Origin of the sequence: Streptomyces sp. NPDC088350, assembly GCF_044753545.1 — a bacterium.
Classification (GTDB): Bacteria; Actinomycetota; Actinomycetes; order Streptomycetales; family Streptomycetaceae; genus Streptomyces.
Map to the genome: position 1 here is coordinate 565,341 of NZ_JBIVNL010000006.1, position 26,944 is coordinate 592,284.

24 protein-coding genes and 1 pseudogene are annotated in these 26,944 nt (G+C 71.8%); 12 read left to right on the plus strand and 13 right to left on the minus strand.

Annotation, left to right across the window (positions count from 1 at the left end):
- Positions 1-184 precede the first annotated feature (184 nt).
- Positions 185-853 (plus strand): hypothetical protein, encoded by a 669-nt coding sequence (locus ACIQBL_RS23985; RefSeq protein WP_401944862.1) that lies wholly within the window; start codon positions 185-187, stop codon positions 851-853.
- 119 nt (positions 854-972) lie between these two features.
- On the opposite strand, the gene ACIQBL_RS23990 is transcribed toward ACIQBL_RS23985, so the two are convergent.
- From ACIQBL_RS23990 to ACIQBL_RS24010, 5 genes are all read right to left on the minus strand, one after another.
- Positions 973-1,350, minus strand: coding sequence for an ANTAR domain-containing protein (locus ACIQBL_RS23990; protein WP_401944864.1), 378 nt, complete (start codon positions 1,348-1,350; stop codon positions 973-975).
- Between the two features lie 148 nt (positions 1,351-1,498).
- Positions 1,499-1,840, minus strand: coding sequence for an SCO4225 family membrane protein (locus ACIQBL_RS23995; RefSeq protein ID WP_401944866.1), 342 nt, complete (start codon positions 1,838-1,840; stop codon positions 1,499-1,501).
- A 25-nt stretch (positions 1,841-1,865) separates the two neighbouring features.
- A complete protein-coding gene (locus ACIQBL_RS24000) occupies positions 1,866-2,558 on the minus strand; it encodes a response regulator (RefSeq protein WP_401944868.1) in 693 nt (230 codons plus the stop codon).
- Entirely contained in the window at positions 2,555-4,915 is a 2,361-nt protein-coding gene (locus ACIQBL_RS24005; protein ID WP_401944869.1) for a histidine kinase, read from the minus strand. Before ACIQBL_RS24005 ends, ACIQBL_RS24000 begins: the two co-directional genes overlap by 4 nt.
- A gap of 440 nt (positions 4,916-5,355) precedes the next feature.
- The gene (locus ACIQBL_RS24010; protein ID WP_401944871.1) at positions 5,356-8,421 is read right to left on the minus strand and encodes an FG-GAP-like repeat-containing protein; all 3,066 of its coding nucleotides are present in this window, start codon (positions 8,419-8,421) and stop codon (positions 5,356-5,358) included.
- Positions 8,422-8,645: 224 nt separating this feature from the next.
- Between ACIQBL_RS24010 and ACIQBL_RS24015 the strand changes: the two genes are divergently transcribed.
- The 3 genes from ACIQBL_RS24015 to ACIQBL_RS24025 all read left to right on the plus strand — a co-directional run bounded on the left by ACIQBL_RS24015 (position 8,646) and on the right by ACIQBL_RS24025 (position 13,956).
- A complete protein-coding gene (locus ACIQBL_RS24015; RefSeq protein WP_401944873.1) occupies positions 8,646-9,092 on the plus strand; it encodes a DUF3052 domain-containing protein in 447 nt (148 codons plus the stop codon).
- Positions 9,093-9,198: 106 nt separating this feature from the next.
- Positions 9,199-10,092, plus strand: a complete 894-nt coding sequence (locus tag ACIQBL_RS24020) for a glycosyltransferase family 2 protein (RefSeq protein ID WP_401944875.1) — start codon at positions 9,199-9,201, stop codon at positions 10,090-10,092.
- A 420-nt stretch (positions 10,093-10,512) separates the two neighbouring features.
- On the plus strand, positions 10,513-13,956 hold the full coding sequence (locus ACIQBL_RS24025) for a BTAD domain-containing putative transcriptional regulator (RefSeq protein WP_401944877.1): 3,444 nt from the start codon (positions 10,513-10,515) through the stop codon (positions 13,954-13,956).
- A 3-nt stretch (positions 13,957-13,959) separates the two neighbouring features.
- On the opposite strand, the gene ACIQBL_RS24030 is transcribed toward ACIQBL_RS24025, so the two are convergent.
- The 3 genes and pseudogenes from ACIQBL_RS24030 to ACIQBL_RS24040 all read right to left on the minus strand — a co-directional run.
- Positions 13,960-15,648: a bifunctional 3'-5' exonuclease/DNA polymerase gene (locus ACIQBL_RS24030; protein WP_401944879.1), complete on the minus strand. Its 1,689-nt coding sequence runs from the start codon at positions 15,646-15,648 to the stop codon at positions 13,960-13,962.
- A gap of 48 nt (positions 15,649-15,696) precedes the next feature.
- The gene (locus ACIQBL_RS24035) at positions 15,697-16,413 is read right to left on the minus strand and encodes a Clp protease N-terminal domain-containing protein (protein WP_401944881.1); all 717 of its coding nucleotides are present in this window, start codon (positions 16,411-16,413) and stop codon (positions 15,697-15,699) included.
- A 1,264-nt stretch (positions 16,414-17,677) separates the two neighbouring features.
- Positions 17,678-17,836 (minus strand): annotated as a pseudogene (locus ACIQBL_RS24040) (ABC transporter ATP-binding protein); the annotation flags it as partial.
- 254 nt (positions 17,837-18,090) lie between these two features.
- On the opposite strand from ACIQBL_RS24040, the gene ACIQBL_RS24045 reads away from it, so the two are divergent.
- The gene (locus ACIQBL_RS24045; protein ID WP_401944883.1) at positions 18,091-19,203 is read left to right on the plus strand and encodes a DUF2786 domain-containing protein; all 1,113 of its coding nucleotides are present in this window, start codon (positions 18,091-18,093) and stop codon (positions 19,201-19,203) included.
- 6 nt (positions 19,204-19,209) lie between these two features.
- Here ACIQBL_RS24045 and ACIQBL_RS24050 read toward each other — a convergent pair whose 3' ends face one another.
- The 4 genes from ACIQBL_RS24050 to ACIQBL_RS24065 all read right to left on the minus strand — a co-directional run bounded on the left by ACIQBL_RS24050 (position 19,210) and on the right by ACIQBL_RS24065 (position 20,947).
- Entirely contained in the window at positions 19,210-19,728 is a 519-nt protein-coding gene (locus ACIQBL_RS24050) for a DUF4232 domain-containing protein (protein ID WP_401944885.1), read from the minus strand.
- Between the two features lie 134 nt (positions 19,729-19,862).
- Entirely contained in the window at positions 19,863-20,384 is a 522-nt protein-coding gene (locus tag ACIQBL_RS24055; protein ID WP_401944887.1) for a hypothetical protein, read from the minus strand.
- 75 nt (positions 20,385-20,459) lie between these two features.
- Complete coding sequence (gene rpsN, locus ACIQBL_RS24060; protein WP_401944888.1) at positions 20,460-20,765, minus strand: 30S ribosomal protein S14; 306 nt, start codon at positions 20,763-20,765, stop codon at positions 20,460-20,462.
- Positions 20,765-20,947, minus strand: coding sequence for a bL28 family ribosomal protein (locus tag ACIQBL_RS24065; RefSeq protein ID WP_401944890.1), 183 nt, complete (start codon positions 20,945-20,947; stop codon positions 20,765-20,767). Before ACIQBL_RS24065 ends, rpsN begins: the two co-directional genes overlap by 1 nt.
- Before the next feature lie 74 nt (positions 20,948-21,021).
- On the opposite strand from ACIQBL_RS24065, the gene rpmG reads away from it, so the two are divergent.
- The 5 genes from rpmG to ACIQBL_RS24090 all read left to right on the plus strand — a co-directional run bounded on the left by rpmG (position 21,022) and on the right by ACIQBL_RS24090 (position 23,609).
- Positions 21,022-21,186, plus strand: a complete 165-nt coding sequence (rpmG, locus tag ACIQBL_RS24070) for a 50S ribosomal protein L33 (RefSeq protein WP_043685264.1) — start codon at positions 21,022-21,024, stop codon at positions 21,184-21,186.
- Between the two features lie 5 nt (positions 21,187-21,191).
- Positions 21,192-21,440 (plus strand): type B 50S ribosomal protein L31, encoded by a 249-nt coding sequence (locus tag ACIQBL_RS24075; RefSeq protein ID WP_401944892.1) that lies wholly within the window; start codon positions 21,192-21,194, stop codon positions 21,438-21,440.
- A gap of 2 nt (positions 21,441-21,442) precedes the next feature.
- On the plus strand, positions 21,443-22,864 hold the full coding sequence (locus ACIQBL_RS24080) for a GTP-binding protein (RefSeq protein ID WP_401944894.1): 1,422 nt from the start codon (positions 21,443-21,445) through the stop codon (positions 22,862-22,864).
- Between the two features lie 2 nt (positions 22,865-22,866).
- Complete coding sequence (rpsR, locus tag ACIQBL_RS24085; RefSeq protein ID WP_401944896.1) at positions 22,867-23,100, plus strand: 30S ribosomal protein S18; 234 nt, start codon at positions 22,867-22,869, stop codon at positions 23,098-23,100.
- 290 nt (positions 23,101-23,390) lie between these two features.
- Positions 23,391-23,609 (plus strand): DUF397 domain-containing protein, encoded by a 219-nt coding sequence (locus ACIQBL_RS24090; protein ID WP_234478148.1) that lies wholly within the window; start codon positions 23,391-23,393, stop codon positions 23,607-23,609.
- A gap of 66 nt (positions 23,610-23,675) precedes the next feature.
- On the opposite strand, the gene ACIQBL_RS24095 is transcribed toward ACIQBL_RS24090, so the two are convergent.
- Positions 23,676-24,167: an ATP-binding protein gene (locus ACIQBL_RS24095; RefSeq protein WP_401944898.1), complete on the minus strand. Its 492-nt coding sequence runs from the start codon at positions 24,165-24,167 to the stop codon at positions 23,676-23,678.
- Between the two features lie 375 nt (positions 24,168-24,542).
- On the opposite strand from ACIQBL_RS24095, the gene ACIQBL_RS24100 reads away from it, so the two are divergent.
- Both ACIQBL_RS24100 and ACIQBL_RS24105 read left to right on the plus strand, forming a co-directional pair.
- The gene (locus tag ACIQBL_RS24100) at positions 24,543-25,367 is read left to right on the plus strand and encodes a helix-turn-helix domain-containing protein (RefSeq protein WP_401945073.1); all 825 of its coding nucleotides are present in this window, start codon (positions 24,543-24,545) and stop codon (positions 25,365-25,367) included.
- An 81-nt stretch (positions 25,368-25,448) separates the two neighbouring features.
- Positions 25,449-26,909, plus strand: a complete 1,461-nt coding sequence (locus tag ACIQBL_RS24105; protein ID WP_401944900.1) for an aldehyde dehydrogenase family protein — start codon at positions 25,449-25,451, stop codon at positions 26,907-26,909.
- Positions 26,910-26,944 lie beyond the last annotated feature (35 nt).

Genomic DNA, 26,944 nt, shown 5'->3' on the forward strand with positions numbered 1-26,944 from the left:
GTCCGAAGCACAGGGGACGACTGCCCGGACGGACCCTTTTCAAACCGGCGCACTCGGGTGGGTGTCCGTGCCCCAACCGGCCGTGGTGCGGCGGCGATCCGCGGCTATGCTGCTGAGGAGACGTCCCAGCCCCCGGCGCCGCACCAACCCTCTTCCCTCCCGGTCTTCCGAACCGAGGCGCCTCATGAGCACCGCGCGGCAAGCGCACGAACCCGAAGTCCCGAAGCCGTCCGTCACGGGCGCCGCGGACGCCATGGACACGGTGCGGCTGCGCCGGCTGAACCGCTGGCAGGCGGAGGGCATGCGGGAGGATCTGGCGGACCTGTACGTGGAGTCCTCCGACGCCGAGGCGGGCGAGGAGTTCCGCGACCGGCAGAAGTTCCTGGTCCGGCTCGCGGACGACGTCAAGCTGCCGGGGTTCGACATGCTCGTCGCCGAGGCGGCGGCCCTGGCCGGCTGTGTCTGCGGGTTCTCCGTGCCGCGCGACGGGTCGTGGTGGCGGGGCTTCGACGGGCCGTTGCCGCAGAACCTGGAGCAACTGACCGCGTCCGGGCATGTGTTCGCGATCCTGGAAACCCTCGTCCATCCGCACCAGCACGCCCGCGGGCTCGCCCGCCGGATGCAGGAGCGGCTGCTCACCGATCACCAGGCCTCGCTGGGCGTCACGTTGGTGGACCAGTCCGCCCGGTGGACCCTCGCCGCCCTCAAGGGCTGGGGCTGGCAGGAGGTGGGGCGGATCGAGCGCGAGCCCGACACAACTGCCGTACGTGTACTGGTCCTTCCGCTCGGTGAGCGTACGGAGGACCACCCGGACGGTCTCGCCCACAACGACCGGACCCAGCGGCCCGGATAATCTGGAGGGGTTTGGATTCCGCAGGCCGGGCTACCCACCAGGGGCGTCCGACGGCCGTTCGGGACGAAGGCGCCGGAGAGTTGGGCCCACAGCTCCCGGTGCCGTCCGGCGCGCATCGCTCATGTCCCGTCCGTCGCGTGCAGGCGCCGCAGCGCCAGGCGCAGCTCCCGCCCGATCGGGGCCGGGAGGGGCTCGTCCCGTGTCGTGGCGACCAGCGCCTCCGCCACCACCCGGAGCTTGATGTTGCAGTGCTGCGAGACCCCGACCAGCAGGTCCCAGGCCCGGTCGGCGGAGCACGGTGCGAGGGCCATCACCATGCCGCGTGCCTGGTCGATGACCGCGCGGGTCGCCATGGCCTGCCCCAGCTGCTCGTTCTCGGCGCGCAGCGCGACGTTCTCGGCCAGCAGGGCCGCGTCGCCCGCCGCGGGCGCGGTCGCCGGCAGCGACCGCTCGTCACGGGTTGTGGTCGGCTGGGTCAGTCGAGTCAGTTGACGCATGATGCAGGGACCTCCCCGGGGTATGGCGACAGCGTCGATACCGGGGACTGGGGCCTCACCGACAGCGTAGCCCCACCCGGAGCCCAGGACGCCGGCTCAGGACGCGGGCTCAGGACGCCGGCTCAGGACGCGGGCTCAGGGCGTCGGCTCAGGGCGTCGGATCCGGACGGCCGCCGCGGCCCAGCGCGCGGGCGCACCAGCCGATGACCGAGGCGTTGACGAGCGCCCCGACGACCATGGCGACGACGAGCATCGCGGCGCCGTCCGGCAGCACGAGGAACACCAGGCTCGCCGGGGCCGTGGTCAGCAGGGGAACGACGCCCGCCATGGACTCGCCCGAGTCGTCGGCGACGCTCACGGCGAGTGCCCACACGACCAGGCCCCCGCAGAGCACGAGGTAGCCGAGGGCGAAGGGATTGCGGAGGTTCCGGCCCAGTCGGCCCAGTCGGCGCAGCGGCGATCGGTCGGCAGGGGTGTCGGTACCGGTCACGGGAGGTACTCCTGGGGGTCGCGGGTCAGAGGTGGTCGGTGCCGGGCGGGTTCGGGCGGGTGATGCCGAGGTCGTAGGCGAGGATCGTGGCCTGGACGCGGTCGCGCAGGCCGAGTTTGCGGAGCAGGGCGTTCACATGGGACTTGACGGTGCCGACGGTGATGCCCAACTCCCCGGCGATCTCCGCGTTGTTGAGGCCGGAGGCGAGCAGGGCGAGGACGGTGCGCTGGCTGTCGGTGAGGCTCTCCAGCTCGCGCGGGCCGCTCCCGCCGTCGGAGCGGAATCCCGTGCCCGCGCCGGACGCGTAGTGGCCGATCAGCCGCCGGGTCGCGGACGGCGCGAGCACGCTCTCGCCGCCCGCCACCACCCGGATGCCGTGCAGGAGTTCGGAGGCGTGCACGTCCTTGAGGAGGAACCCGGAGGCTCCCGCGCGCAACGCGTCGAAGACATACGCGTCGAGATCGAAGGTGGTCAGCACGAGCACCCGGGGCGCGTCCTCCCGTCCCGTGATGATCCGGGTCGCGGCGATACCGTCCATCTCGGGCATCCGTACGTCCATCACGACCACGTCGGGCGCCAGTTCGGCGGCGAGCACCACCGCCGTCACCCCGTCGGCGGCCTCTCCTACGACCGTCATGTCGTCCTCGGCGTCGATCACGGCGGCGAAGCCCGCCCGGACGATGCCCTGGTCGTCGACGACCAGCACCCTGAGGCTCATCGTTGTGTCCCCTCGTCGTCCGGCACCGCCACGAGCGGCAGCCGGAGCCGGACCGTGCCCGGCGGGCGCCCGGCGGTCAGTGTGCCGCCGAGCGGCGCGATCCGCGCGGTCAGCCGGTCCCGTACGGCGGTGCCGGCGGCCCGCGGCACACCGGTCGCCGTGATCGTCAACATGCCCTCCGCCGCGTCGAGTTCGAGTACGGCGGGTTCGTCGTCGCCGGTCGCGAGCAGGGTCTCGGCGACGTGGTAGGCCGCCAGGTCGACCTCGGTGGGGAGCCGTTCCGGTACCCGGGCGGTGAGGCGCATCTCCACGTCACGGCCGGTGGCCCGGCACTGGTGGGCGAGCAGGTCGAGGGCCTGGAGGGTGGGCTGGGGGCGGAGTTCGGGGGCCGGGTCGCCGTCGCGGACCGCGTCGAGCAGGGCGCGCATCGCGGCGAGGGCCTCGCGGGCGCGGGTCGCTGTCGCGTCCAGGTGGCCGGCCTGTGCTTCCGCGATCATGTCGGTGGTTCTGGCGAGGACGGTGGATTCGAGGCCGGCGGCGATTCTGCGGCGTTCGGACCAGGCGTCTCTAACGGCTTCCTCGGTCCAGGTGGCGAGGCGTTGGGCTTGGGTGTCCTGAGCGGCCTTGTCGCGTCTGTCGCGCGCGGCTCCGCCGTAGTGGGCCGCACCGATTACCAAGGCGGCAAAGACAGTTGCTGCCGCTGTGACCGACCAGGCGGGGATGGTTGTGCCGCGGTGTAGGACGGCGGTGGCCAGGGCGGTGGCATGTGCGGCTGTGGCTGCGACTGGAAAGAGAGAGAAGGGGACTTGAGGTAGTCGGTAGGCGCGGGCCGGTGGGGGCTGGGCGCGCCCCGCGGCGGAGCCGCAATTCGACACAGCCCCGCGCCCCTTAAAAGCGCCTGGCGCCACGCAAGTTGCCAGCATGCTCAGCGTTGGTGGAAACAGTACTGGGCCGGTGTAGTCGCCCACCCTCATTGCCATTGGCCACAGCAGAGCCAAGCCCAGGAGCGCGACCTGTGCCAGCCGTGGCGACCTGCGCAGCCACAGCAGTGCTACCGCCTGGGCCGCTGCCAGCAGGGCGAACAGGACCCCCGCCGAGACGTGCGAACCGCTCGACGCCGTCGCCGTTCGGATGATCAGGGCCGGTAGCAGGGGCTGTACGCACAGGCCGATCGCGGCGACCACCTGGGCCGCGCGGTAGCTCGACGGAACGGTTTGCTCCACCGGGGCCGCCGTGCGGCCGGGCAGGGTCGCCCGCACCTCCCAGCCGCCGTCCGCCGTCGGGCCGGTGGTCAGGGTGCCGCCTGCTTCCCGGGCCCGGGAGCGGAGGAAGGCCTGGCCTCGGCCGCCGCCGAGGTTCGCGGCGTGGGCCGGGGTGGTGGACGGGGGTGCCGCGCTGGTGATCACGACGTCGGTGCGGGTGTCGCCGTAGCGGCAGGTCACCGTGGTGTGGGCGCCCGGCGCGTGGCGGGCCACGTTGGTCAGGGCCTCGCGGACGATGCCGTAGGCCGCGTCGGCGAGGGTGCCGTCCGGGAGGGGGTCGATCTCGTGGTCCACCGGTTGGCCGAGGCGGCGGAAGCCCGCGATCAGGGCCCCCAACCGCTCCTCCGGGGACGGGAGTTCCTCGCGGGAGGGGGCCGGTGCGCGGACCGCGCCGAGTGCGCGGGTGACCTCGCGGCCGGTCTCGATTGCGAACTCCAGTGCTTCGGCGGCGAGTTCGGGGCGGCGTTCGCGCAGGCCGAGTGCGGCGCCGGCGGTGACGACCACGGCGGTGAGGTGGTGGGCGCTGACGTCGTGCAACTCCCGTTCCATGCGGCGCCGTTCGGCCGCCGGGAGCCGGTGGCGTTCGGTCTCGGCGCGGTTCAGGAGGAGTGCGGCGGCCTGGCGGGCGCGACGGGTGCGCCGTACGAACAGGCCCGCGCCGCACGCGGTGCCGTAGAGGAGGGCGGTCAGGACGAGGTCGAGGCCGTCGTGGTCGCTGAGGCCGTGCAGGGTGATGTTCTGGAGCAGCTGCCAGGCGGCGAGGGTGACCACGCTCAGGACGGTGGTGAAGGTGTCGCGCTCGGTCGCCACGGTGAACAGGGCGAGCGCGACGCCCGCGGTACCGAGGACCGCCATCGCGCCGGTGGGGAGGGGTCCGGCGCCGAGCGCGCAGGCCGCCGCGACCACGACGAGTGCGGTCACCGGGCGGGTGCGGCGCAGGGCGAGCGCGGCCGTGACCGGTCCGGCGACCAGGGCGGCCACGAGCAGGTCGGCCGCGGCCGGCACGGTGCCGCGCAGCAGCGGGACCCCCGGCCACACCAGGGCCTGGGCGCAGATCAGCAGGACCGGGAGCAGCCGGTCGTCGGTTCGGTTCATGACATTCACAGGCTATGGGTGCAGGTGAGGGGCCCGACTCGGGCTGAAGGGGGATTCGGGTCCCCGCCCTCTCTATCTCTGGTTCGACGCGGCAACCGTCCTCCAGCCCGAGGACCGCGCCCCGGCCCGCTCCTAGGCTCGATCACATCGAGGGAAGCGGTCGACCACCGCTCCCGTCACCACCCACACCACCAGGGGGATCTCCCATGTCCATGCCCAAGCGCGCCCTCCGCCTCTCCCTCGCCGGCGGCCTCAAGGTCGTAGCCTGGCCCGCGAGTTCGAAGCTGGCGCCGACCAGGACGGACCTGCGGTACGACGTTCGCGTCCAAGACCGCCACGTTCGAGGTCGCCGACTGACCTCAGGACGCGGACGGTTGAGAAGCGGCGCCCCGTCTCGACCGAGACGGGGCGCCGTTGTCGTAGCGGAACGAACGTCGGTGTCAGAACAGGTTCTTGTACGTCTGCCAGCCCGTGGCGACCTTCACCCGGGGCCCGAACGACCCTTTCCCGTCACCGGTGTTGCGCCACACGGTGCCCGCGGTGTCGCGGGAGACGAGATCGGCCTTCCCGTCGCCGGTGAGGTCGCCGACTCCGATGACGGCGTTGTAGGACGAGCCCCAGTCGGCGGCCAGCTTCACGCGGGGCTTGAAGCCGCCGGTGCCGGTGCCGTCGTAGCGCCACAGGGTGTTGGACCTGTCCTGGGCGAGGAGGTCGCCGCGGCCGTCGCCGTTGAAGTCGCCGACGCCGACGATCTTCTTGTAGCCGGACCAGCCGGTCGCGATGCGCACCCGCGCCGACAGCTTGCCCGCACTGGTGCCCTTGTAGAGGAAGACCTCGCCGGTGGACGCCTTGCGGGCGATCAGGTCGGGGAGGCCGTCGCCGGTGAGGTCGCCGGGGGAGGTCAGCACGTTGTACTGGTTCCAGCCGGTGCCCAGCGAGGTGTGCGGGGTGGAGGTGGTGAACGCCTGGCCGCGGAAGGTGCGGTAGACGCGGAGTTCGCCGCTCGCGAAGCGGACGAGGACGTCGTTCTGGCGGTCCTTGTTCAGGTCGCCGAACGGGACCAGGGTCACCGTCGAGGGCCAGCCCGAGGCCGACATCGCGCCGGAGAAACCGCCGGTGCCGTTGCCGGGGCGGTAGGTGACGACACCGTTCGAGGAGAGGGCGAGGACGTCGCCGATGCCGTCCGGTCCCCAGGTCGTGCGGTTGGTGAAGTCGCGGCGCACGGCGGCACCGGTGGACACGGCCACCGTCCGCGACATCGTCGGCGCCGGCCCCGAGCCGTCGGCGGGCGTGGCCGTCAGCGTGAAGGTGTACGCCCCGTTGGGCACGAGCGCGCCCACGCTGTCACGCAGGTCCCAGCGCGCGGTGAGCGCGCCGTCCACCTCGCCGCCGGTGTACGTCCGCACCGCCTTGCCGGTGACCTTGCTGGTCAGCGTCGCCGTCCAGGAGGCGGCGGGCCGGGAGAGCACCGCGCGGTACTGCCACCACGGGTCGGCGATCGCGTCGCTCTGGGTCGCGTCGGACTCGGTGACGGCGAGCGGCTGCGGGGTGACCCCGCTCGGCACCAGATGGATACGGTGCTCGGCGTCGACGTAGGCCGCCGGTCCGCCGAACTTGTCCACCGTCCAACTCACCCCGCGCAGGCTGGAGTTGGCCGCGCCCGCGGCGAGCGCGCCGATCGTGCGGGTGGTCGCGGTGCCGTCCGCGAAGGCGGTGAGCCGGAGTTCCCCGGCCGCGGTGTCGTGCCGGACGAGATAGCCGTCACCGAGCAGCGCCTCGCCGGACGGGACGGTGATGTTCTTCTTCGCCGTACGGTCCCAGACGCCGGCCGCGGCGGTCGTCCCGCAGGACCAGTAGATCCACCGGCCGACGACCTGCAACTCCTTGGCGACGCACGGGGCGCCGGTGCTGACGGTGTCGGTGCTCCTGCCGGTCTTCAGGTCCTTCGCGGTGACCACGCCGTTGCCGGTCCCCGGGGTCCACAGCTTGGTGCCCCAGACGGAGGCGGCGGTGACGGAGCGGGTGACGACGGGCTGGAGGTCGGTGTGGACGCCGAGGTCGCCGACGTACTGCTTGGCGGGGGAGGAGCCGTTGACGATCGCGTAGCGGCCGGAGATGTCGAGGACGCTTCCGGTGGCGGAGGGCAGATAGAAGCCCACCGGGTCGGTGTCGATCGACTGGAGGTACGACCCTATGGAGGGGTCGGGCGACGCCGTGAACGTCACCGCGTGTCCCTCGCCGGTGGCGTACGGACCCGTCCCGCGGCCGTCCCACGTCTGCCAGACCGGCGCGCTCGGCGAGTAGGAGGTGCCGGTGACCGAGACCTGACGGGAGTAGTAGGCACCCATGAAGGTGGTGTTGCGCTCGTCGGTGGCCAGGGTGCCGTTCTGCAGGGACAGCCGGTCGATCGTCGCGGCCACCGGCGGTACGGCGGTCACCTCCGTCGATGCCGGCGTGTCCGCGCCCGTGTCGGTGACCTCGCGCACCGCCCAGTGCGCGGAGTCGGCGCCGCCCGCGACCAGCAGGCCGCCGTCCGGTGTCGCGGTGACCGAGGTGTTCGCGTGCCGGAGCAGGGTGACCGCGTCGCCGCCCGCGAGGGGGACGGCCATGAGCGGTTCGCCGGACTTGTCGACCCAGTTGTGCGGGTCCCCGGGCACGGAACGCGCCACGACCAGCCAGCGTCCGGCGATCCCCAGGTAGGGGCTGCCCTCGGTGCCGGGCAGGGTCACCGTCGTCCCGGCGGCGGAGAGGTCGGCACGGTCCAGGACGTGTGCCGTGCCGCTGCCGGACGCGGACCAGACAAGGCGGTCGCCGCTCAGTGCGACGGCTGTCGGTGCGGCGGCCACCGGCACGTCGGCGGTGACCTTCGCGGCGGCGAGGTCCACCAGTGCCAAGTGGTACTGGCCTGCCAGGAGGTAGCGGACCACCACGGTGCCGCTGTCCCCGCCCATGACGGTGTAGTTGTCGGTGACATCGGCCGGCAATCCCTCGACGAGCGCGCCTTCGGCGGGCGCGCCGCCGCCGTACAGATACAGCGCGTGCCCGCCGCCGACGGTGCTTGCCTGAGCCAGCACATGGGTGCCGTAGGTCGCCCAGTACCTGCCGTGTGTGAGGGCGACCTCCGTGCTCGTACCCGTGGCCATGTCCTTGAGGACGACCTTCGAGGTGGGCGAGACGACCTCGGTCACGATGTCGGACGACGAGCCCAGGTACCCGGGGACTTCGAGCCGGGCGACATCTCCCAGCGCGGCAGTCGTCGTACCACTGTCGTACGACGTCCACAGGTATCCCGAAGTACCCTCCCGCGCATGTAGATAGCCGCTCGGGCCGGCACTGAAGATGCGGTCGCCGCGCGGGAGGTAACGGTCCGACTGGAAGACCGTGTCCGCCGCGACAGGGGTGTTCCCCACCGCACCGGCCGGCACGGACAGCGGCCCGGTACCGGCGGCCACGACAAGAACCGCCAACGCGGCGACGACGCCACGGGCGGTGGTACGACGGGCCAACGCGGCCTCCTGGACGAGAACAGGGCGGGCGTGGCGGGACGGCGGTGGCCGCGTGCGCGTGTACATGTACACGCGCGCCGGCGAATACCGTGACGTGTCTGCGTATGTACAGCCCCCCGGCTGTCCCCCCATGCAAGATGCACAGGAGGCTAACAGCGCCCCTGGATCATCAGGTGAACCGGGTGTCTCTTCCGCATAACGGTGCACGGGACGAAGGGCAGGTCATGAGCAACTCCCCCACCCCGGCCGGAGGTTACTCCGCCACCTCCCTCGCCAAGAAGATCGGCGTCAGACCGGGCCACCGGCTGCACCTGCACCACGCCCCCGGCGACTGGGCCGTCCCCGGACTGCCCGACGACTGCGAGGTGGCGGCCGGCACCCCGCGCGGCGCCGACGTCACCGTCGCCTTCTACCAGGACCGGAAGCGACTCGACGCGGAATGCCCGGATCTCGTCCGGGAGCTCGCCGACACCGCCATGCTCTGGATCGCGTGGCCCCGCAAGGCCGCGGGCCATGTCAGTGACATCACGGAGAACGCCCTGCGCGACCTGTTCCTCCCCCTCGGGGTCGTCGACGTGAAGGTCGCCGCGCTGGGGGACGACTGGTCGGGGCTGAAGTTCGTGCGGCGGAGGGAAAACCGGCAAAGCGGCAACAAAGGTCCCGCAAAATGAACTTGAGTCGGAGCAACCGGTCGATCTGAGGCAACATCTTGGTGAACGGTGAGTGCTGCGCGGGTAGTGCGCGGGCATCGCCGGATGGCCGGATGGAGTGAGGGACGTGGTGGAGCCGAGGATCGCCGTCGCCGTGGTGACCATGGGAAACCGGCCCGCCGAGGTCGACGCGCTCCTGGAGTCCGTGGCCAAGCAGGACCTCCCGCCCACCCGCGTCGTGATCGTCGGAAACGGCTGCCGGCTCCCCGAGTTCACCGACCGGCTCTCCCTGCCCGGCGAGGTCACCGTCATCGACCTCGACGAGAACCTCGGCTGCCCCGGCGGCCGCAATGTCGGCCTGGCCCGGCTCCGCGCCTTCGGTGACGTGGACGTCGTAGTGGAACTCGACGACGACGGACTGCTCGTCGACGCCGACGTGCTGCGCCGCGTACGCGACCTGTACGCCGCCGACGACCGGCTCGGCATCGTCGGTTTCCGGATCGCCGACGAGCACGGGGAGACCCAGCGCCGCCATGTGCCCCGGGTCGGCGCGGGGGACCCGATGCAGGGCGGGTACGTCACCGGGTTCCTCGGCGGCGGGCACGCGCTCAGCATGGCGATGCTCGCGGAGACGGGGGACTGGCCGGCCGAGTTCTTCTTCGCGCACGAGGAGACCGACCTCGCCTGGCGGGCCGCCGACGCCGGCTGGCGCGTCCTCTACGCCCCCGAGCTGCTCCTCCAGCACCCCAAGACCTCACCCGCCCGGCACGCCATCTACTACCGGGTCACCGCCCGCAACCGCGTCTGGCTGGTCCGCCGCCGGCTCCCGCTCGCGCTGATCCCGGTCCACCTGGGCGTCTGGACGCTGCTCACCCTCGTACGGACGCGGTCGCGCGCCGGGCTGCGGGCCTGGTTCGGCGGCTTCATGGAGGGCGTGCGCGAACCGGCGGGGGAGCGGCGGCCGATGCGCTGGCGCACGGTATGGCGGCTGACCCGGCTGGGCCGTCCGCCCGTCATCTGACCCGGGGAGACGGTATCTGGCCTGGGGAGACGGTAAGGGACGAGGGCCCGGTCGGTCACCTCCGCCGACCGGGGCCCTCTGGCGTCCCCCGGACCCGGCCACGACGGCGACACTCCCCCGAGCTGCGCGTCGTACGCGCGCGCCCTCGGGCCAGATCCGATGAAGTGATCACATCAGGTCGCACCAACGAATCGCTAACATGTGGCCAACGGTGCTCACGATGCTGCCGGGCCGGATGGCCTGAAGTCGCCGCGCGGTGGCGGCAGATGCCGGGTACGGTAGCGGATCCCGGCCCTCGACGGCCGGGACAGGGCGGCGGGAAACCGCCGTGGGCACGGCGGAAATCCGCCAGCAACGGCGGAGGGCTCCGCCGCGGAGCACGGCCGCGAGGGCCGCGCGGAAGGGCGGCGGGTCGGTGTGATGCGGTGCGAGCTGCGGTTCGGACTGCTGGGCACGCCCGTCCTCTACGGCCGTGACGACGACTCCGTGCATCCCATCGGCGGCACCAAGGTGCGGGTCCTGCTCGCCGCGCTGCTCCTCGAACCGGGCAGGGTCGTCTCCGTGGACGCCCTCAAGGACGCCCTGTGGGGCGGTTCGCCGCCGGCCTCCGCGCACGCCTCCCTGCACAACCACGTGACCCGTCTGCGCCGCCTCCTCGACGACCCCGACCGGCTGCGCGCGGTACCGCCCGGCTATGTGCTCCGCGTCGACGAGGGCGAACTGGACGTCCACGTCTTCGAGACCCGGGTCGCCGCGGCCCGCACCGCGCACGCGGCGGCGGACTGGCCCGTCACCGTCCGCGCGTGCACGGCCGCCCTCGCCCTCTGGCGCGGCACCCCGCTCAGCGGCCTCCCCGCCGAACTCGGCGGCTACGCCCTCGCGCAACGCCTCACGGAGGCCCGCCTCCTCGCCCTCGAATGGCGCTACGATGCCGAGCTGGCCCTCGGTGGCGTTCGACTCGGCGCGCTCGTACCGGAGTTGGCCGCGCTGGTAGCCGACCACCCGCTCCGCGAGGGCTACCACCGCCAGCTGATGCTCGCCCTCCACCGCACCGGCCGCCAGGCCGAGGCCCTCGCCGTCCACCGGGACCTCCGCAACCGCCTGATCGAGGAACTCGGCATTGAGCCGGGGGTGGGGGTGCGGGGGGCGCATGCGGAGGTGTTGCGGGGGGTGGTGGATGTGGGGGTGGGTGGGGGGTTTGGGGGTGGTGGGGTTTCTGGTGGCGCCGGAGGTGCGGCGAGCGGCGGTGGTGTTGTCGGCGGTGTCCGCCGTACCGGGGCCGGTGAAGCCGTCGGCGGTGTCCGCCGTGCCGGGGCCGGTGAAGCCGTCGGCGCGGACGAACCGATGACTTCGGGCGGCGTTCCCGGGCGCACCGGCTCAGTTCCCGGGCGCACCGACTCCGCTCCCGGGCGCACCGGCTCAGTTCCCGGGCCCATCGACTCCGCTCCCGGGCGCACCGGCTCAGTTCCCGGGCGCACCGACTCCGCTCCCGGGTGCACCGACTCCGCTCCAAGAGGCACGCGCTCAGTTCCCGGGCGCACCGACTCCGTCCCCGGGCCCATCGACTCCGCTCCAAGAGGCACGCACTCCGTCCCCGAGCCCACCGACTCCGTCCCCGAGCCCACCGCTCCCGCACCCGCCCCCACCCCCCACGCACCCCCGTCTCCCCACGCACCCCCTTCCCCCCACCCCGCCCAACTCCCACCCCCACCCGCCCACTTCACCGGCCGCGCCAACACCCTCCACGCCCTGCACGACACCCTCGCCCCCCTCTCCGCAGACCCCGGTGCCCACCCCCTCGCCGTCATCAGCGGCATGGCCGGCGTCGGCAAGAGTGCGCTCGCCCTGCATACGGCCCACCAGCTGCGGGAACGTTTCCCCGACGGGCAGTTGTACGTGAACCTGCACGGCGCCACCCCGGGCATGACCCCCCTCACCTCCGGCCAGGCACTCCACGCCCTGCTCCGCGACCTCGGCGCGGAACCCCGGCACATCCCCGAACACCCGGACGCGGCAGCCGCGTTGCTCCGCTCGCTGCTCGCCCCGACCCGCACGCTGATGGTGCTGGACGACGCGGAGAACGCCGCCCAGGTACGGCCGTTGCTGCCGGCCGGCACCGGTTGCGCGGTGATCGTCACCAGCCGTTCGCCGCTGACCGCCCTCGACGGCGCCCGCCGCTTCCCGCTCGCGCCCCTCTCCGGCGAGGACAGCGCGGCGCTGCTGCGCGCGGTGTCGGGCAGGGACGGCCTCGACGCGGCCCACCCCCTCGTCGAACTCACCGGCCGCCTCCCGCTCGCCCTGCGCGTCGTCGCCGCCCGGCTGGCCGCCCGCCGGGCCCTCACCCCCGACGTCCTGGCCGGTCAACTCGCCGCCACGGAAAGCCGGTTGAACCACCTCGAATACGACGACCTCAGCGTCCGGCGCTCCCTCGCCGTGGCCCACGACGCCCTCGCCGCCTCCGAACGCGGGACCGACCGGGACGCGGCCCTCGCCCTGCGCCACATCGGCACCCTCGACCTCCCGGCGTACGGCGCACCCCTGTTGGCACGTCTCGCCGGCACCGGCGAACGCCGCGCCGAGGCCGCCCTCGACCGCCTCGTCGACGTCGCGCTCCTGGAGGAGACGGCGTACGGCCGCTACGCCCCCCACGACCTGGTCCGCGACTTCGCCCGCGAACTGGCGCAGCGGGGAGGGGAAGGCGGCCTCGTCGACACCACCCTCGGCTGGTACGCCGCCGTCGCCGAACGCACCCTCACCGCGATCGTCGAACCGGGCCTCGACCAGGACGACCGCCGCCGCCCGACCGCCGCCCAACTCCCCGGCCACACACCGGAGGTGACGGCCACCGCCCCCTTCCGCAGCTCCGAAGACGCCTTCGCCTGGGGCGACCTGGAGCTGGAGAACGTGCTGACACTGGTGAACCGGTACGGGGGCGAGGAGGTTTCCGACGACCGCAGGACCGCCCACGTCTCGACCCTCGTCCGGCTCCTCTTCCCCTACCTCCTGCGCGGCGGCCGGGTCGCCGAGATGGAGGTGCTCGGCCGGGCCGCCCTGGGCGCGGCACGGCGGCTCGGCGACGCGGCGGCCGAGGCGTACGCGCTGGGCGACCTCGCAGGCCTGCACTTCCTGACCGGCCGGCAGAGCGAGGCGCTCGGCCTCAACGACCAGGCCCTGGCGATCTGGTGGCGGCTCGACACGCCCTCCTGGATCCGCCGCTGCCTCAACAACCGCGGCCTGCTCCTCGAAGGCCTCGGCCACTACGCCGAGTCCGGGGTCGCCCTGCGCCAAAGCCTCACGTACTCACGGCAGTTGAACGACCCGTACGGCGAGGCCGTGACCCACAGCCACCTCGGCAACCTGTACGAGCACACCGACCCGCGCGCCGCCATCGAGCAGCACCGGCGCTCGCTGGCCATCGGCGACGAGATCGGCGCGGTCATCGTGCAGCACTCCGCGCACTGCAACATCGGCTACGCCCATCTCACCCTCGGCGAACCGGCCGCCGCCCTGCCGCACTTCGAGGAGAGCCTGCGCATCCTCGGCGGCCACGGCGACTGGCACGGCGAGTCGCAGACCCGCCTCGGCCTGGTCCGCGCCCTCCGCCTCCTCGGCCGCACCGAACGCGCGGACACCGACTGCGCGGAACTGCTGCGCCGCGCGGACGCCCGCGCCGACCGCTACATGGGCGGTCTGGCCCGCCACCAACTCGGCCTGCTGCTGCGGGAACAAGGCCGCGTGGAGCAGGCGTACGCGGAGTGGCGGGCGGCTCTCGAAGCGCTCGACGGGACGGACGAGAAGGCGGTCGTCGAGGAGCTGGGCGAGCTGTTGTCGCAGCGTGACGCGCGTCGACCACCGAGACCGTAGGCCCTACTTGGCGTCGGCGTAGCACTCGACCACCGCGACGGTGAACGGGAACCGCACCGGTGTCTCCCCGAACGTCAGCCGTCCGGCGAGGTCGGCCGCCTCCTGTATCGCGGCGACCACGGTCCCGGCCTCCTCCTCGGGGCAGTGGACTATCACCTCGTCGTGCTGGAAGAAGACCAGCTCGGCCGCCAGCTCCGCACAGGCCCGGCGGAGCGCGGCGAGCATGAGCAGGGCCCAGTCGGCCGCGCTGCCCTGCACGACGAAGTTACGGGCGAAACGGCCCCGGGCGCGGGAGTTGGTGGAGGCGTAACCGGGCACCCAGCCCTGGTCGGCGGGGGGTGCGGCGGGGTCGTCCTGGGGGATGCCCGCCTCCTCCCCGGCGTCCTCGCCCCCGACCACCGGCGGGCAGGTCCGCCCCAGCCAGGTCCGGACGAGCCGCCCCTCCTCTCCCGCGCGCGCGGCGTCGTCGACGTAGGCCACCGCCTGGGGGAAGCGGCGTCTGAGCGCGGCGAGGTTCTTGAGGCCGTCGCCGGAGGTCTGGCCGTAGACCGCGCCGAGTACGGCGATCTTGGCCTGGTCGCGGTCGCCGGAGAAGGCGCGGTCGGAGACGGACTGGTAGAGGTCGGTGGCCCGGCCGGCCACCTCCATCAGCCCGGGGTCGCGGGAGATCGCGGCGAGCACCCGGGGTTCCATCTGGTCGGCGTCGGCGACGACGAGCCGCCAGCCCGGGTCGGCGACCACGGCACGCCGGATGACCTTGGGGATCTGGAGCCCGCCCCCGCCGTTGGTGACCCAGCGCCCGGTGACCGTCCCGCCGGCCAGGAACTCCGGCCGGAACCGCCCGTCCCGCACCCAGTCCTGCAACCAGGACCAGCCGTGCGCCACCCAGATCCGGTACAGCTTCTTGTACTCCAGCAGCGGCTTCACGGCCGGATGGTCGAGGGACTGGATCTCCCAGCGCCGGGTCGACCTGACCTTGATCCCGGCCTCCGCGAAGGCCTTGACGACATCCGCGGGCAGATCGGGCCGCACCCGTCTCCCGAAGGCGGCGGACACCTCGTCCGCCAGCTCGGCGAGCCGCCGCGGCTCACCCCCGCCCGGATACCGCTCGCCCAGCAACTCGTGCAGCATCTCCCGGTGCACCTCGGCGCTCCACGGCAACCCCGCCCGGTTCATTTCGGCGGCGACCAGCATCCCCGCCGACTCGGAGGCGGTGAGCAGCCGCATCCGGTCCGGGTGCGCGGTGGAGTCGTGCCGCCGCTGCTGCTCGGCGTAGACGGCGAGGAGGTCGCTCAGGGGGAGATGGACACTCTGCGGCTCGAAGAGCGAGGACTGCGCGCCGGGTTCGGCGGCCCGCTGCGGCGGATCCGGCGGCACCGGCCCACCCCGCAACCGGGCCAGCGCGGCGGCGGCCGACCGCGGCTCGCCGTGCCGCCCCTCGTGCCCGAGCAGCAGGGTCTCGGCGTCCTCCACGTCGTAGCACCGCTCCACCCGCACCCCCGCGGCGAGCAGCGCCGGATACACCTCGGCGGTGGACCGCCACACCCACCGGCTCACCTCGGGCCGCCCGCGTACGGCCTCGACGAGATCCGGCTCCCGCCGTACGGCACCCTCGGGCAGCCCGTCCGGACCGAGGGCGGCGACCTCGGCACCACCACCCTCGGCCGGAGCGAGCGCCCAGCGGTCGGTCATGTTCGCGAGTGTGACAGGCGGGACTGACAACGGCCATGACCTGGTGTTTCAGGCCTGATACCCGCGCAGCATCTCGGCGATGTGCCCTTCGGTCGTGGGCTTGTCGATGCCGACGCCGTTCAGCACGCCCTCGCCGTTCTCGTGCTCCAGCAGGGCGAGCAGGATGTGCTCGGTGCCGATGTAGTTGTGGCCCAGGCGCAGGGCCTCGCGGAAGGTGAGTTCCAGGACCTTCTTGGCGTCGGGGCCGTAGGGGACGAGGTCCGGGATCTCGTCGGCCGCGGCCGGGAGCGCCGTGGCGGCCGCCTGGCGCAGGGCGTCCAGGGGGACCCCCTGCGCGACGATGGCCTTGCCCGCCAGGCCGTCCGGTTCGGCCAGCAGGCCGAGAACCAGGTGCTCGGGGCGGCCCTCGGGGTTGCGGGCGGCGATGGCCGCGTTGTGCGCGGCCATGACCACGTTCCGGGCGCGGATGGTGTACCGGCTGAACCCCTGGCTGAGGTCGAGGTCGGCGGACTCCTTGGCCACGAAGCGCTTCTGCGCGGCCTGTCGGGTGACACCCATGCTCTTGCCGATGTCGGTCCAGGACGCGCCGGAGCGCCGGGCCTGGTCCACGAAGTGACCGATCAGGTGGTCGGCCACGTCGCCCAGGTGGTCGGCGGCGATGACCGCGTCCTGGAGCTGGTCCAGGGGTGCGGGGTGGACCTTCTTGATGGCGTCGATGAGGTCGTCGAGACGTACGGACGAGGTGACGTTCGGGTTGGTCGTCATGTGTCAACCGTAGGTTGACAGTAGGGCACTGTCAACCCCGAGTTGACAGTCGTGTGACGCCGAGATGCAGGAAGGCTGCGGCCCCACCAACCCCCGCCGCGACCACCTCCACGGCCACCAGTGCCTCGCCCACCACAACTCCCAGCACCTGCACCTGACTTGCCCCCGTGAGCCCCAGTGGCCGCAGCTCGCCACGCCGCGCGGACGTCGCCGTCAGCAGTGTCGTGGCGAGTGAAATCCCCGCGTATGCAAGGGAGATGCCCAGCACCACGAACACCCCGAGCCGCGTCCGAGCCCCGCCCCGGCCACCCCCGCCGCCCCAGATCCCCATCTGCGGATACACCTCCGCCAACCATGCCCCCGCACTGCGAACCGTCCCCCCGGATGTCCTCAACTCGGCCACCACCCGCGCCCGTTCAGCAGCCCCGCCCGCGACCCGCACGTCCAGCCGGTCCTCCCCCGTCCCCGTCCCCGCCGCGTTCGCCGCCGTCACATACGCGCCGTCGTCCCCCGTCCCGCGTGCCGGCACCGCCACGATCCGCAACCGTGCCGCCCGCCCGTCCCCGAGCCGCACCCGCACCCACGTGCCGACCGTGTGCCGCTCCCACTCCTCGTTCACGACGATCGACCGGTCGTCCACCTCCCTTACGTCACCGGCGACCACCGGCAACCGCGTGACCTCTGCGAACGCCCGCACATCCCGCACGGCCCGAGCGTCGGACCGGACGAGAGCCGTACCGCCCTCCCGTGCGAAGACCGCGGTCGAAGCGGACGCGGAGACCGTTGCCCCGGGTACCGCCGGGACCCTCACCTCCTCACCGGTGACGACGAACTGGGCCCGAGTGCGCGCACGCCCCTCCGCCGTCCTGGCCCCCGCGACCGTCCACGCCGACCCCGGCAACGAACCCGCCAGCGCCACCGTCACCAGAACAGGCGCCGCCACAGCGGCAGTTCGCCGCCCCGACGTGGCCGCGTTCTCGCGGATCAGCAACCCACCCGCACCCGGCAACCGCACCAGCAGCCGCACGACAGGGCCCACCAGCCCCGGTGCCGGCACGGCCACCCCGGTGATGAGGATCATCGGCCGGGTCGTGTACGTCTTCCGCTTCAGCAGGTCCGCCAGGTCCGCCCACAACGACCGGGCGAGCAGGGCCAGTCCGGCCGCCAGCAGCAGCCCGCCGATCAACCGTCGCGACCACGGCGGCACCCCCGCCCCCGCCCCCGTCCACCCGGACCGGTCCCAACACCCGTAAATCCGCGAGGAGTTGGCGGCCACCGGATCATGCGTGACCAGGACCGTCGTCTGCTCCTCCCCGTCCACCAACTCCCGGAGCGAAGTGAGCACTTGGCGACTGGTGACGGTATCCAGCGCGCCCGTCGGCTCGTCCCCGAACAGCACCGCCGGACGCGTGATCAGCGCCCGGCCGGCCGTAGCGGCGGCGCCACATTCTGCGCGGCCGTGAGGGAGGAGGCTGAAGGACCCGACGGCCCCATCACCGCCGTGAACGTCTCGGCGGCGTTCCGTGTGCCGGAACACGAACCACCTGCGGGCGTCCCGGAGGTAGGACCAGCCCCACCCTCTCCCGGAAAATGTGACACTGGCACGTGTCAGTGTCACAATTTCCGGGAGAACCTACCCCGCCCTCCCACCCCGGCGCCTCATGACACGATCGACCGGTGAGCAGCACGACCGGCACCGTCGAGCGCGCCTTCGAGGCCGCCCTCTACACCGACACCCACGACGCCCTCGACACGGGCGCCTCGATCCTCGCCGCCGACCCCGCGGCCGACGCCGAACTCGACCGGCGCGGGCGGGAGTTCGTGGCGGCGGCCTGGCGGCGCGGATGGCAGCCCGCCGATGTCGTACGGCTGGTGCGGCGGGACCTGGACGACGTACACGTACGGCTCGTGTCGGCGCTGATCCGCGCGCAGGCGCCGGACGACCGTGCGCGCGGCCCGCGCTGGGGCGCGCAACTCGACGACCTGGCCGCCGACGCGCCGCCGCCCCGCACGGACCGCTTCACGCACGCCACCACCGTGCTGGAGCTGTACCGGCTCCTGCTACGGCTGCCGAGCCTGGAACCTCTCGACGAACCGAAACGGCACGACAGCCGACGGCCCGCCTCCCGCATGCTCACCCGCATCCGCGCGCTGCTAGCGAAGGCGGAGGCGACCGGGTTCCCGGAGGAGGCGGAGGCGCTGAGCGCCAAGGCGCAGGAGCTGATGGCGCGGCACAGTATCGACGAGGCGCTGCTCGACGCGCAGGCGCCGGCGAAGGACGCGCCCGGCGCGTGCCGGATCGGGGTCGAGGCGCCGTACGAGCAGGCGAAGGCGGTGCTGCTGGACGCGGTCGCCGCCGCGAACCACTGCCGGGCCGTGTGGAACGAGGCCTACGGTTTCTCGACCGTCGTCGGCTTCGAGGGCGATCTGGAGGTGGTCGAGCTGCTCTACACCTCACTCCTCGTGCAGGCCACGACCGCGATGACGCGGGCCGAGGCGGCCCAGCGCGCGGGTGGCCGCAGGCGGACCAAGACCTTCCGGCAGTCGTTCCTCGCGGCCTACGCCCACCGCATCGGGACCCGGCTGGCCGAGGCCGCCGAGACGCAGGTCACCGACGACCTGCTGCCGGTCCTCGCCACCCGCGAGGTCGCCGTCACCGACCGCGTCGACGAGATGTTCCCGGAGACCACCACGACCCGCCTGCGCGGGGTCAGCGACGAGGCGGGCTGGACGGAGGGCGCCGAGGCGGCGGACCGGGCCCAGGTGAGGGCCCGGCCACCGCTCGGCTGATGTGCGTCAGTCGCCGGCCTGCGTGAAGGCGCCGACCGAGGCCTCCGAGTCGCTCACGGAGGTCTTGCCCTGGACGGGCCCGTACGACCACTTGTAGCTCGCGGTGCCACTGCTGCCGGGCAGGGTGACGACCAGCTTCGTCGCGGCCAGACTCAGCTTGCCGCCCGCCGCGCCGCGCACGTAGGTGATGGTGAAGGAGGCCGCGTCACCCTTGGCGAGCTTCAGCTTCTGCGCCTTGGCCCCCTTCTGTGTGGCGAGGGCGACCTTGGTACCGCCGCCCTCCAGCGAGGCGCCGGGGAAGCCGTCCAGCGTGCACGGCTTGCTCTGGTTGGTGAGCGACACGGGGACCTCGCCCGTGTCGCCGGCGGACGGAGCGGTGCTGGCGGGGCCGACCTGCACGGCGACTCCGTCGAAGGAGCAGGCCGAGCCGTTCTTGCTGTCGGCGGAGCCACCGCCGCTGCCGTTGCAGGCGGTCAGGAGGAGCGCCGACGCGACGGCGGTGACAGCGAGGGAAATGGTGCGCATGAGGGGATCATCCCGCACAGGACGACACTCCACCGACACGCCCAGCCTCCGGCAAGACCGGGCAACGACACAGCCCGGCCTCGGGCACAGCCCGGCCTCCGGCACGACTGGGCAACGTCACCGCCCGGCCTCGATCACCCCCCGAGCCCCGCCGTAGCCAGCCCCGACGGCAGCTTCCCGCCCTCCGCCCGGGTGTAGGCCTCCTTGCCGAGACTGCCCGACCAGGTGACCGCGAGACCGGACTTGCTGACGGAGTCGACCATTCCGGTCGCCCGGGTCTTGCTGCCGTCCGTGCACTTGAGGTGGATCATCCGCATCCCCGCCTCCTCGCCCGCGGTCCCGCTGCACACGCTCCCGCCGGTGGTGAACAGCGCGGCCTGCTTGCCGGTGATCACCAGCGCCACGGCCTTGCCGTCGGTCGTGGCGAGCCAGCTGCCCTGCAGTCCGTCGGACGCGGCCGACGGACTGCTGCCGGTGGAACCCCCGGTGTCCGCGGTCGCGGTCGAGGTCGCGGAAGCGCTGGGCGTGGACGAGGAGCCGTCCTTGGAATCGCCGCCACTGCACGCGGTCAGTACGAGCGCACCCGCCAGACCGGCGGCAGCGGCCACGATCCGTACCGTCGACACAGTCGACACCGTCGAGTTCGCCGTAGTCACTGGTAGCTCCCAAGCTGTAGCCGGACGGCCGCCCGGTCGGCCTTGGCCGGGACGACCGCAGCAAGCTACCAGTGACTACCAGGAGGATTTGCGGACGCCGGGTAGGTATCCGCTGTGAGCCTGGCCGCGCAGGTTCACCCGGGACAGCCCGAACGCGCGGAAGTACCCGCGGGGCCGTCCGTCGACCTGGTCGCGGTTGCGCACGCGGGTGGCGCTGGCGTCACGCGGTTGGCTCCGCAACTCCCGCTGGGCGGCGGCCCGTTCGGCCTCGGTGGAACCGGGCCGCCGGATGATCTCCTTCAACTCCGCCCGCCTGGCCGCGTACCGCGCGACAACCCGCTGCCGCTGCTCGTTCTTCGCGATCTTGCTCTTCTTCGCCATCAGACCACGGCCGCCTCGACGCCGACCGTGTCGACGGTCTTGATTCCCCTGGTGGTCAGCCGCAGCCGTGCGTAACGACCCTCGCCGGGCGGCCAGTAGCGGCGCGAGGTGCGCCGGCGGGAGTGGGAGACGCGGTTGCCGAAGCCGGGCCGGGCGCCGGTCGGCATGCAGTGGGCGGACACGAGTGACGTACCTCTCCTCGATCGGGGCTGTAGCCGATGATGCTAATGGAATTCATTTTCAGTAAGGTACCAGCATGGCTCGCAACGAACTCCGCCCGGTCATCAAGCTCCGGTCCACCGCCGGCACCGGCTACACCTACGTGACCCGCAAGAACCGCCGCAACGACCCCGACCGCCTGACCCTGCGCAAGTACGACCCGGTCGTCGCCCGCCACGTCGACTTCCGAGAGGAGCGCTGACCGTCATGCGCGAGAACACCCACCCGCCCTACGGCCCGGTCGTCTTCCGGGACCGCGCCGCGCACCACGCCTTCCTCACCCGCTCGACGATGACGAGCGCGAAGACGATCGAGTGGGAGGACGGCAACACGTACCCCGTAGTGGACGTCGAGATTTCCAACATCAGCCACCCCTTCTACACCGGCACGGCCCGCGTCCTGGACACGGCCGGCCGCGTGGAGCGCTTCGAGCGCCGGTACGGGAAGCAGGACTGACCGTGCCCGACCTCTCCGTCGTCATCGTCGCCGGCCTGCACGCCGACGCCCGCAGAGCGGCCGTCGCCCAACTCCTCCACGACGTCCCCGGGAGCGTCGTACTCCACCACGACCTCGCTACGGCGGCGGCGGGCGCCGTCGTCCGCACGACCAGGGACGCCACCGGCATCCTCTCCCTCGCCGAGACCCCCCTCGTCAACGACTGCGCGTGCTGCGCGCTCCGCGAGGACCTGGTCCCGGAACTGCGCCGCCTGGCCGCGGCCGGTCAAGTCCGGCTCGCGATAGTCGAGTTGTGGGATTCCGTCGAGCCGAAAGCGATGGCCGAGGTGATCGTGTCCGGCGGCCTCACCCTCACCGGCGTCATCACCGCCGTAGACGCGGCCCTCCTCCTCCCCTACCTCGGCAACGGCGACGACCTCGCCGCAGCCGGCCTCGCGGCGGCCACGGACCAGCGCACGATCGCGGACACCTTCGCCCGACAACTGGAGTACGCCCCCGTCCTCGCGGTCCTCGACTCGGAGGAGGCGGATGACGAGGACCGGGAGCTGCTGGGGCAGTTGCATCCCACGGCTCGCCAAGTGGCCATCCGTGAGCGGGGGTCGGCGACCCCGGAGGCCGAGGGATTCTCAGCGCCGTGGGGCCATGACCCCGGCACTCCGGCAACCGGGCCGCTCACGCCGGGGACACCGGGGGCGCGGGGATTCGAGGATCTCGCGTGGGGGGTGCGTGGATCCGGGCCGCCCGTGCCGGGATCCCCTGCGCCGGAATCGTCGGAACCCGGATCCCTCGGACCCGGATCCCCCGGACCCGGATCCCCCGTATCCACTCCACCCCTCGGACCCACCCCCACCCCTACCCCCACCCCTACCCCCACCCCACCCCCCACATCCCCCCTTGCCCAAGCAGCCCTGGCCGGGTTCGACGTAGAAGCCGCAGCCGCCGCCCAGCACCCGGCCTGTGCCCTCCTCCCCGTCGAGGCCGACGCGCACGGCGTGTCCACGTTCGTCTGGCATCGGTGCCGGCCCTTTCATCCGGAGCGGCTGTACGAGGCGCTGGAGGACCTGACCTGCGCCGCCGCCCGCAGCCGGGGGCGGTTCTGGCTCGCTGACAAGCCCGACTCGTTGCTCCACTGGGACGCCGCGGGCGGTGCCCTGTGTGTGGAGAGCGCGGGGCCGTGGCTCGCCTCGTTGCCGGACGCCGCCTGGGAGTTGGTGCCGCCGATACGTCGCGCCGCCGCCGCGCTCGACTGGCACCCGGAGCACGGCGACTGCTGTCAGCACCTCGTCTTCACGTCCCCCGCCCTCGACCGCGACGGACTCGAACGGCTCCTGGAGTCCTGCCTGTTGACCGACACCGAGTACGCCGCCGGCCGTGCCGCCTGGAAACGCCTCCCGCCCGCCTTCGACACCCTCCTGGAGATCTGACCGTGCCCCGCAAGCCCGAGCGCAGGCCTGCCAAGTCCCGCCGCAACCCCCTGGAAGCCGCCGGAGTGACGTACATCGACTACAAGGACACCGACCTGCTGCGGAAGTTCGTCTCCGACCGCGGCAAGATCCGCAGCCGACGCGTCACAGGTGTGAACGCCCAGCAGCAAAGGCAGTTGGCCGCCGCGATCAAGAACGCCCGGGAGATGGCATTGTTGCCCTACGCGACCCGATAGCCGTCCCGCTCCCGGAACACGAGCGCCCCGGTGCGCGTCTTCAGTAGTACATGTCCTGCACGGACCGGGGCAGACGCTGGAACGGCATCGGTAAAGCAGTCGTCAAAGCTGTAACCGGAGGACCACCCCCCGTGCACGTGCATCTGCCCATGCATCTGCACATGAACAGGGCTATGATCCGGAACAGTTGACCACTGCATCAATGGCCACACCAGCCAGTGCACAACCGGGAGCGACCTGTGGACCACCGCGTTGACAGCGTGTACTTGGGGTACGACGTGTACAACGGCATGGCTGCCACGCAGCTGGACGGAGTGGCCTGGCAGAAGAGCAGGCACAGCAACTCGCAGGGTTCCTGCGTGGAGTTCGCGAGGCTGCCCGGCGGCGACGTCGCCGTACGCAACTCGCGCTTCCCGGACGGTCCCGCGCTCGTCTACACGCGCGCCGAGATCGAGGCGATGCTCCTGGGCATCAAGGACGGCGAGTTCGACCACCTGATAGTGGGTTAGCCGGCCGACGCACCCACCCGACGGCAACGCGCGTAGAACCGCGGCCTCAAAAAGAGCCGCGGTTCCTCACGCGTTGTTCTGCGCCGGCTCGCCCTGCAGCCGGAACAGCGCCCAGACCACCTTGCCGCTGAGCGTCCCCGCCAGCGGGTGCCACCCCCATCCGTCGCTGAACGAGTCGACGAGGAACAGGCCGCGGCCCGACTCCGCCGAGAAGTCCTCGGACTCGCAGGCGACGGGGCTGTCGTGACTGGGGTCGCGCACCGCGCACACCAGCCGCTCGGTCCACCGCATCAGATGCAGCCGCACGGGCGGGTTCTGCTCGGGCGCGCGCGTGGTGTTGGCCGGCAGGGCGTGCCGCAGCGCGTTGGTGACCAGTTCGGAGACCACCAGGCAGACGTCGTCGAAGCGGTCGCCGATGTCCCACTGGTCGAGCGTGCGACGGGTGAACTGCCGTGCCTCGCGCACCGCTTCGTAGCGGGCGGGCAGGGCACAAGAGGCGGCGCTGGACACGGTTGACGGGTCCAGCGGTGGAAGGCCCTGCCGTAACGGCTCGAGCATGGTCGATCCATTCGTCCCCATGCGAGGCACTCCCGGGAATTCGCGGTCGTTGCGATGCAGCGGTGGCGCGAGACCATGGTTTCGGATGCGTACAGCAGATGCAAGGGCAGATGCACGTGCAGCTGACCGAATTGGACCCTCCCGTACCGCTTGTTGGCCATTTTTTCCGCCAACTTCGCGCCGATCTCGGCCCCGGACCTTGTATCTGGCTGACGTCTTCCTGACGACTTCCTGTGAAGAGGAGCGTCTTCTTTCCATTTCTGTAATCGAACGAGTACTGCTCGAAGTGTTTTAGTGGCAGACTGCGGCCCCTGAAGACGGTTGGGGAGGCTGACGAACGTGAGCGCGGGAGAGCCCGGATCGGTGGTGCGGCGGATGCTGCTCGGCTCGCAACTCAGGCGACTGCGGGAAGCACGCGGAATCACCCGCGAGGCCGCGGGGTACTCGATCCGCGCCTCCGAATCCAAGATCAGTCGCATGGAGCTGGGGCGAGTGAGCTTCAAGACGCGGGATGTCGAGGACCTGTTGACGCTGTACGGCATCACGGACGAGGCGGAGCGCATCTCACTCCTCTCCCTCGCGAAGGAGGCCAACGTAGCGGGCTGGTGGCACAGTTACTCGGACGTCCTGCCCAGTTGGTTCCCCACCTATGTGGGCCTGGAGGGCGCGGCCTCGCTCATCCGCGCCTACGAGGTGCAGTTCGTGCACGGACTGCTCCAGACCGAGGCCTACGCCCGCGCGGTCGTCCGGCGCGGCATGAAGGGCGCGAGCGTGGCCGACGTGGAGCGGCGCGTGGCGCTGCGCCTGGAGCGGCAGAAGTACCTGGTGAACGAGAACGCGCCGGACTTCCACATCGTCCTGGACGAGGCCGCCCTGCGCCGCCCGTACGGCGACCGCGAGGTGATGCGCGGCCAGCTCCAGCATCTGATCGACGTCTCCGAACACCCCAACGTCCGGCTGCAGATCATGCCGTTCGGCTTCGGCGGTCACTCCGGCGAGTCCGGCGCCTTCACGATCCTGTCCTTCCCGGAGTCGGACCTGTCGGACGTCGTCTATCTGGAGCAGCTCACCAGCGCGCTGTACCTGGACAAGGCCGAGGACGTCGCCCAGTACGAGAAGGCGCTGAAGGAGCTCCAGCAGGACAGCCCGGGCCCGGACGAGAGCCGGGATCTTCTTCGGGGACTGCTCCAACTCTCTTGAAACACAAGTACGATGACGTGTGATCAGACCGTGATGATCGTGTCTGCTGTTGATCGTGTCTGCTAGCGATTGAGGGATCACATGTCGTCCTACTTCACCAACCTTGCTCAGCAGTACATCGACGGTGAATGGCGCCCGGGCACCGGCTCCTGGGACATCATCGACTTCAACCCGTACGACGGTGAGAAGCTCGCGTCGATCACCATAGCCACGGTCGACGAGGTCGACGAGGCGTACCGGGCGGCGGCCCGCGCCCAGAAGACATGGGCCGCGACCAACCCCTACGCCCGCCGTGCGGTGTTCGAGAAGGCCCTGCGGATCATCGAGGACCGCGAGCAGGAGATCGCCGAGGTGATCGTCGCCGAACTCGGCGGCACCTTCCTGAAGGCCGGCTTCGAGCTGCACCTCGTCAAGGAGTTCCTGCGCGAGGCGATCCACCTCGCGCTGCGCCCCCAGGGCAGCATCATCCCCTCGCCGGTCGACGGCAAGGAGAACCGCGTCTACACCGTCCCGGTGGGCGTGGTCGGCGTGATCAGCCCCTTCAACTTCCCGCTCCTGCTCTCCCTCAAGTCGGTGGCCCCCGCACTGGCGTTGGGCAACGGCGTGGTCCTCAAGCCGCACCAGAACACCCCGATCGTCGGCGGCTCCCTGGTCGCGAAGATCTTCGAGGACGCGGGCCTGCCGGGCGGACTCCTCAACGTCGTCATCACGGACATCGCGGAGATCGGCGACACCTTCATCGAGCACCCGATCCCGAAGGTCATCTCCTTCACCGGCTCCGACAAGGTCGGCCGCCACGTCGCGACCGTCTGCGCCTCGCACTTCAAGCGGGCGGTCCTCGAACTCGGCGGCAACAGCGCCCTCGTGGTCCTCGACGACGCCGACATCGACTACGCGGTCGACGCGGCGGTCTTCAGCCGCTTCGTCCACCAGGGCCAGGTCTGCATGGCCGCGAACCGTGTCCTGGTCGACCGTGCGATCGCCGACGAGTTCACCGAGAAGTTCGTCACCAAGGTCAAGTCCCTCAAGGTCGGCGACCCCCGCGACCCGCAGACCGTCATCGGCCCGGTCATCAACTCCTCGCAGGCGGACGCCCTTTCGAACGTCGTCGAGCAGGCGATCGCGGAAGGCGCGACGGCTCTGGTCCACGGCACGACCACCGACAACCTGGTCGCGCCCTCGGTCCTGACGAACCTCCCCGCCGACTCGGCCCTGCTCCGCCAGGAGGTCTTCGGCCCGGTCGCCTTCCTCATCCCCTTCGACGGCGAGGAGGAGGCGGTGGCCATCGTGAACGACACGCCGTACGGCCTGAGTGGCGCCGTCCACACGGGTGACATCGAGCGGGGCGTCAACTTCGCCAAGCAGATCGACACGGGCATGTTCCACGTCAACGACGGCACCGTCCACGACGAACCGATCGTCCCCTTCGGCGGCGAGAAGGCCTCCGGCCTCGGCCGCCTCAACGGCGAGTCGATGCTGGACGCGTTCACCAGCCTGAAGTGGATCTCGGTGCAGCACGGGCGGAGCGGGTTCCCGTTCTGATCGGCGGCCACTGACGCGTAACGGCGGGCATGTAT

Coding starts and splice junctions, on each gene's coding strand:
- rpsN (WP_401944888.1), bottom strand. CDS start 20,765: ATGGCGAAGAAGAGCAAGATCGCGAAGAACGAGCAGCGGCAGCGGGTT.
- ACIQBL_RS23985 (WP_401944862.1), top strand. CDS start 185: ATGAGCACCGCGCGGCAAGCGCACGAACCCGAAGTCCCGAAGCCGTCC.
- ACIQBL_RS24100 (WP_401945073.1), top strand. CDS start 24,543: ATGCTGCTCGGCTCGCAACTCAGGCGACTGCGGGAAGCACGCGGAATC.
- ACIQBL_RS24035 (WP_401944881.1), bottom strand. CDS start 16,413: ATGACGACCAACCCGAACGTCACCTCGTCCGTACGTCTCGACGACCTC.
- ACIQBL_RS24075 (WP_401944892.1), top strand. CDS start 21,192: ATGCGCGAGAACACCCACCCGCCCTACGGCCCGGTCGTCTTCCGGGAC.
- ACIQBL_RS24095 (WP_401944898.1), bottom strand. CDS start 24,167: ATGCTCGAGCCGTTACGGCAGGGCCTTCCACCGCTGGACCCGTCAACC.
- ACIQBL_RS24000 (WP_401944868.1), bottom strand. CDS start 2,558: ATGAGCCTCAGGGTGCTGGTCGTCGACGACCAGGGCATCGTCCGGGCG.
- ACIQBL_RS24025 (WP_401944877.1), top strand. CDS start 10,513: ATGCGGTGCGAGCTGCGGTTCGGACTGCTGGGCACGCCCGTCCTCTAC.
- ACIQBL_RS24015 (WP_401944873.1), top strand. CDS start 8,646: ATGAGCAACTCCCCCACCCCGGCCGGAGGTTACTCCGCCACCTCCCTC.
- ACIQBL_RS24050 (WP_401944885.1), bottom strand. CDS start 19,728: ATGCGCACCATTTCCCTCGCTGTCACCGCCGTCGCGTCGGCGCTCCTC.
- ACIQBL_RS24030 (WP_401944879.1), bottom strand. CDS start 15,648: ATGACCGACCGCTGGGCGCTCGCTCCGGCCGAGGGTGGTGGTGCCGAG.
- ACIQBL_RS24105 (WP_401944900.1), top strand. CDS start 25,449: ATGTCGTCCTACTTCACCAACCTTGCTCAGCAGTACATCGACGGTGAA.
- rpmG (WP_043685264.1), top strand. CDS start 21,022: ATGGCTCGCAACGAACTCCGCCCGGTCATCAAGCTCCGGTCCACCGCC.
- ACIQBL_RS23990 (WP_401944864.1), bottom strand. CDS start 1,350: ATGCGTCAACTGACTCGACTGACCCAGCCGACCACAACCCGTGACGAG.
- ACIQBL_RS24005 (WP_401944869.1), bottom strand. CDS start 4,915: ATGAACCGAACCGACGACCGGCTGCTCCCGGTCCTGCTGATCTGCGCC.
- ACIQBL_RS24090 (WP_234478148.1), top strand. CDS start 23,391: ATGGCTGCCACGCAGCTGGACGGAGTGGCCTGGCAGAAGAGCAGGCAC.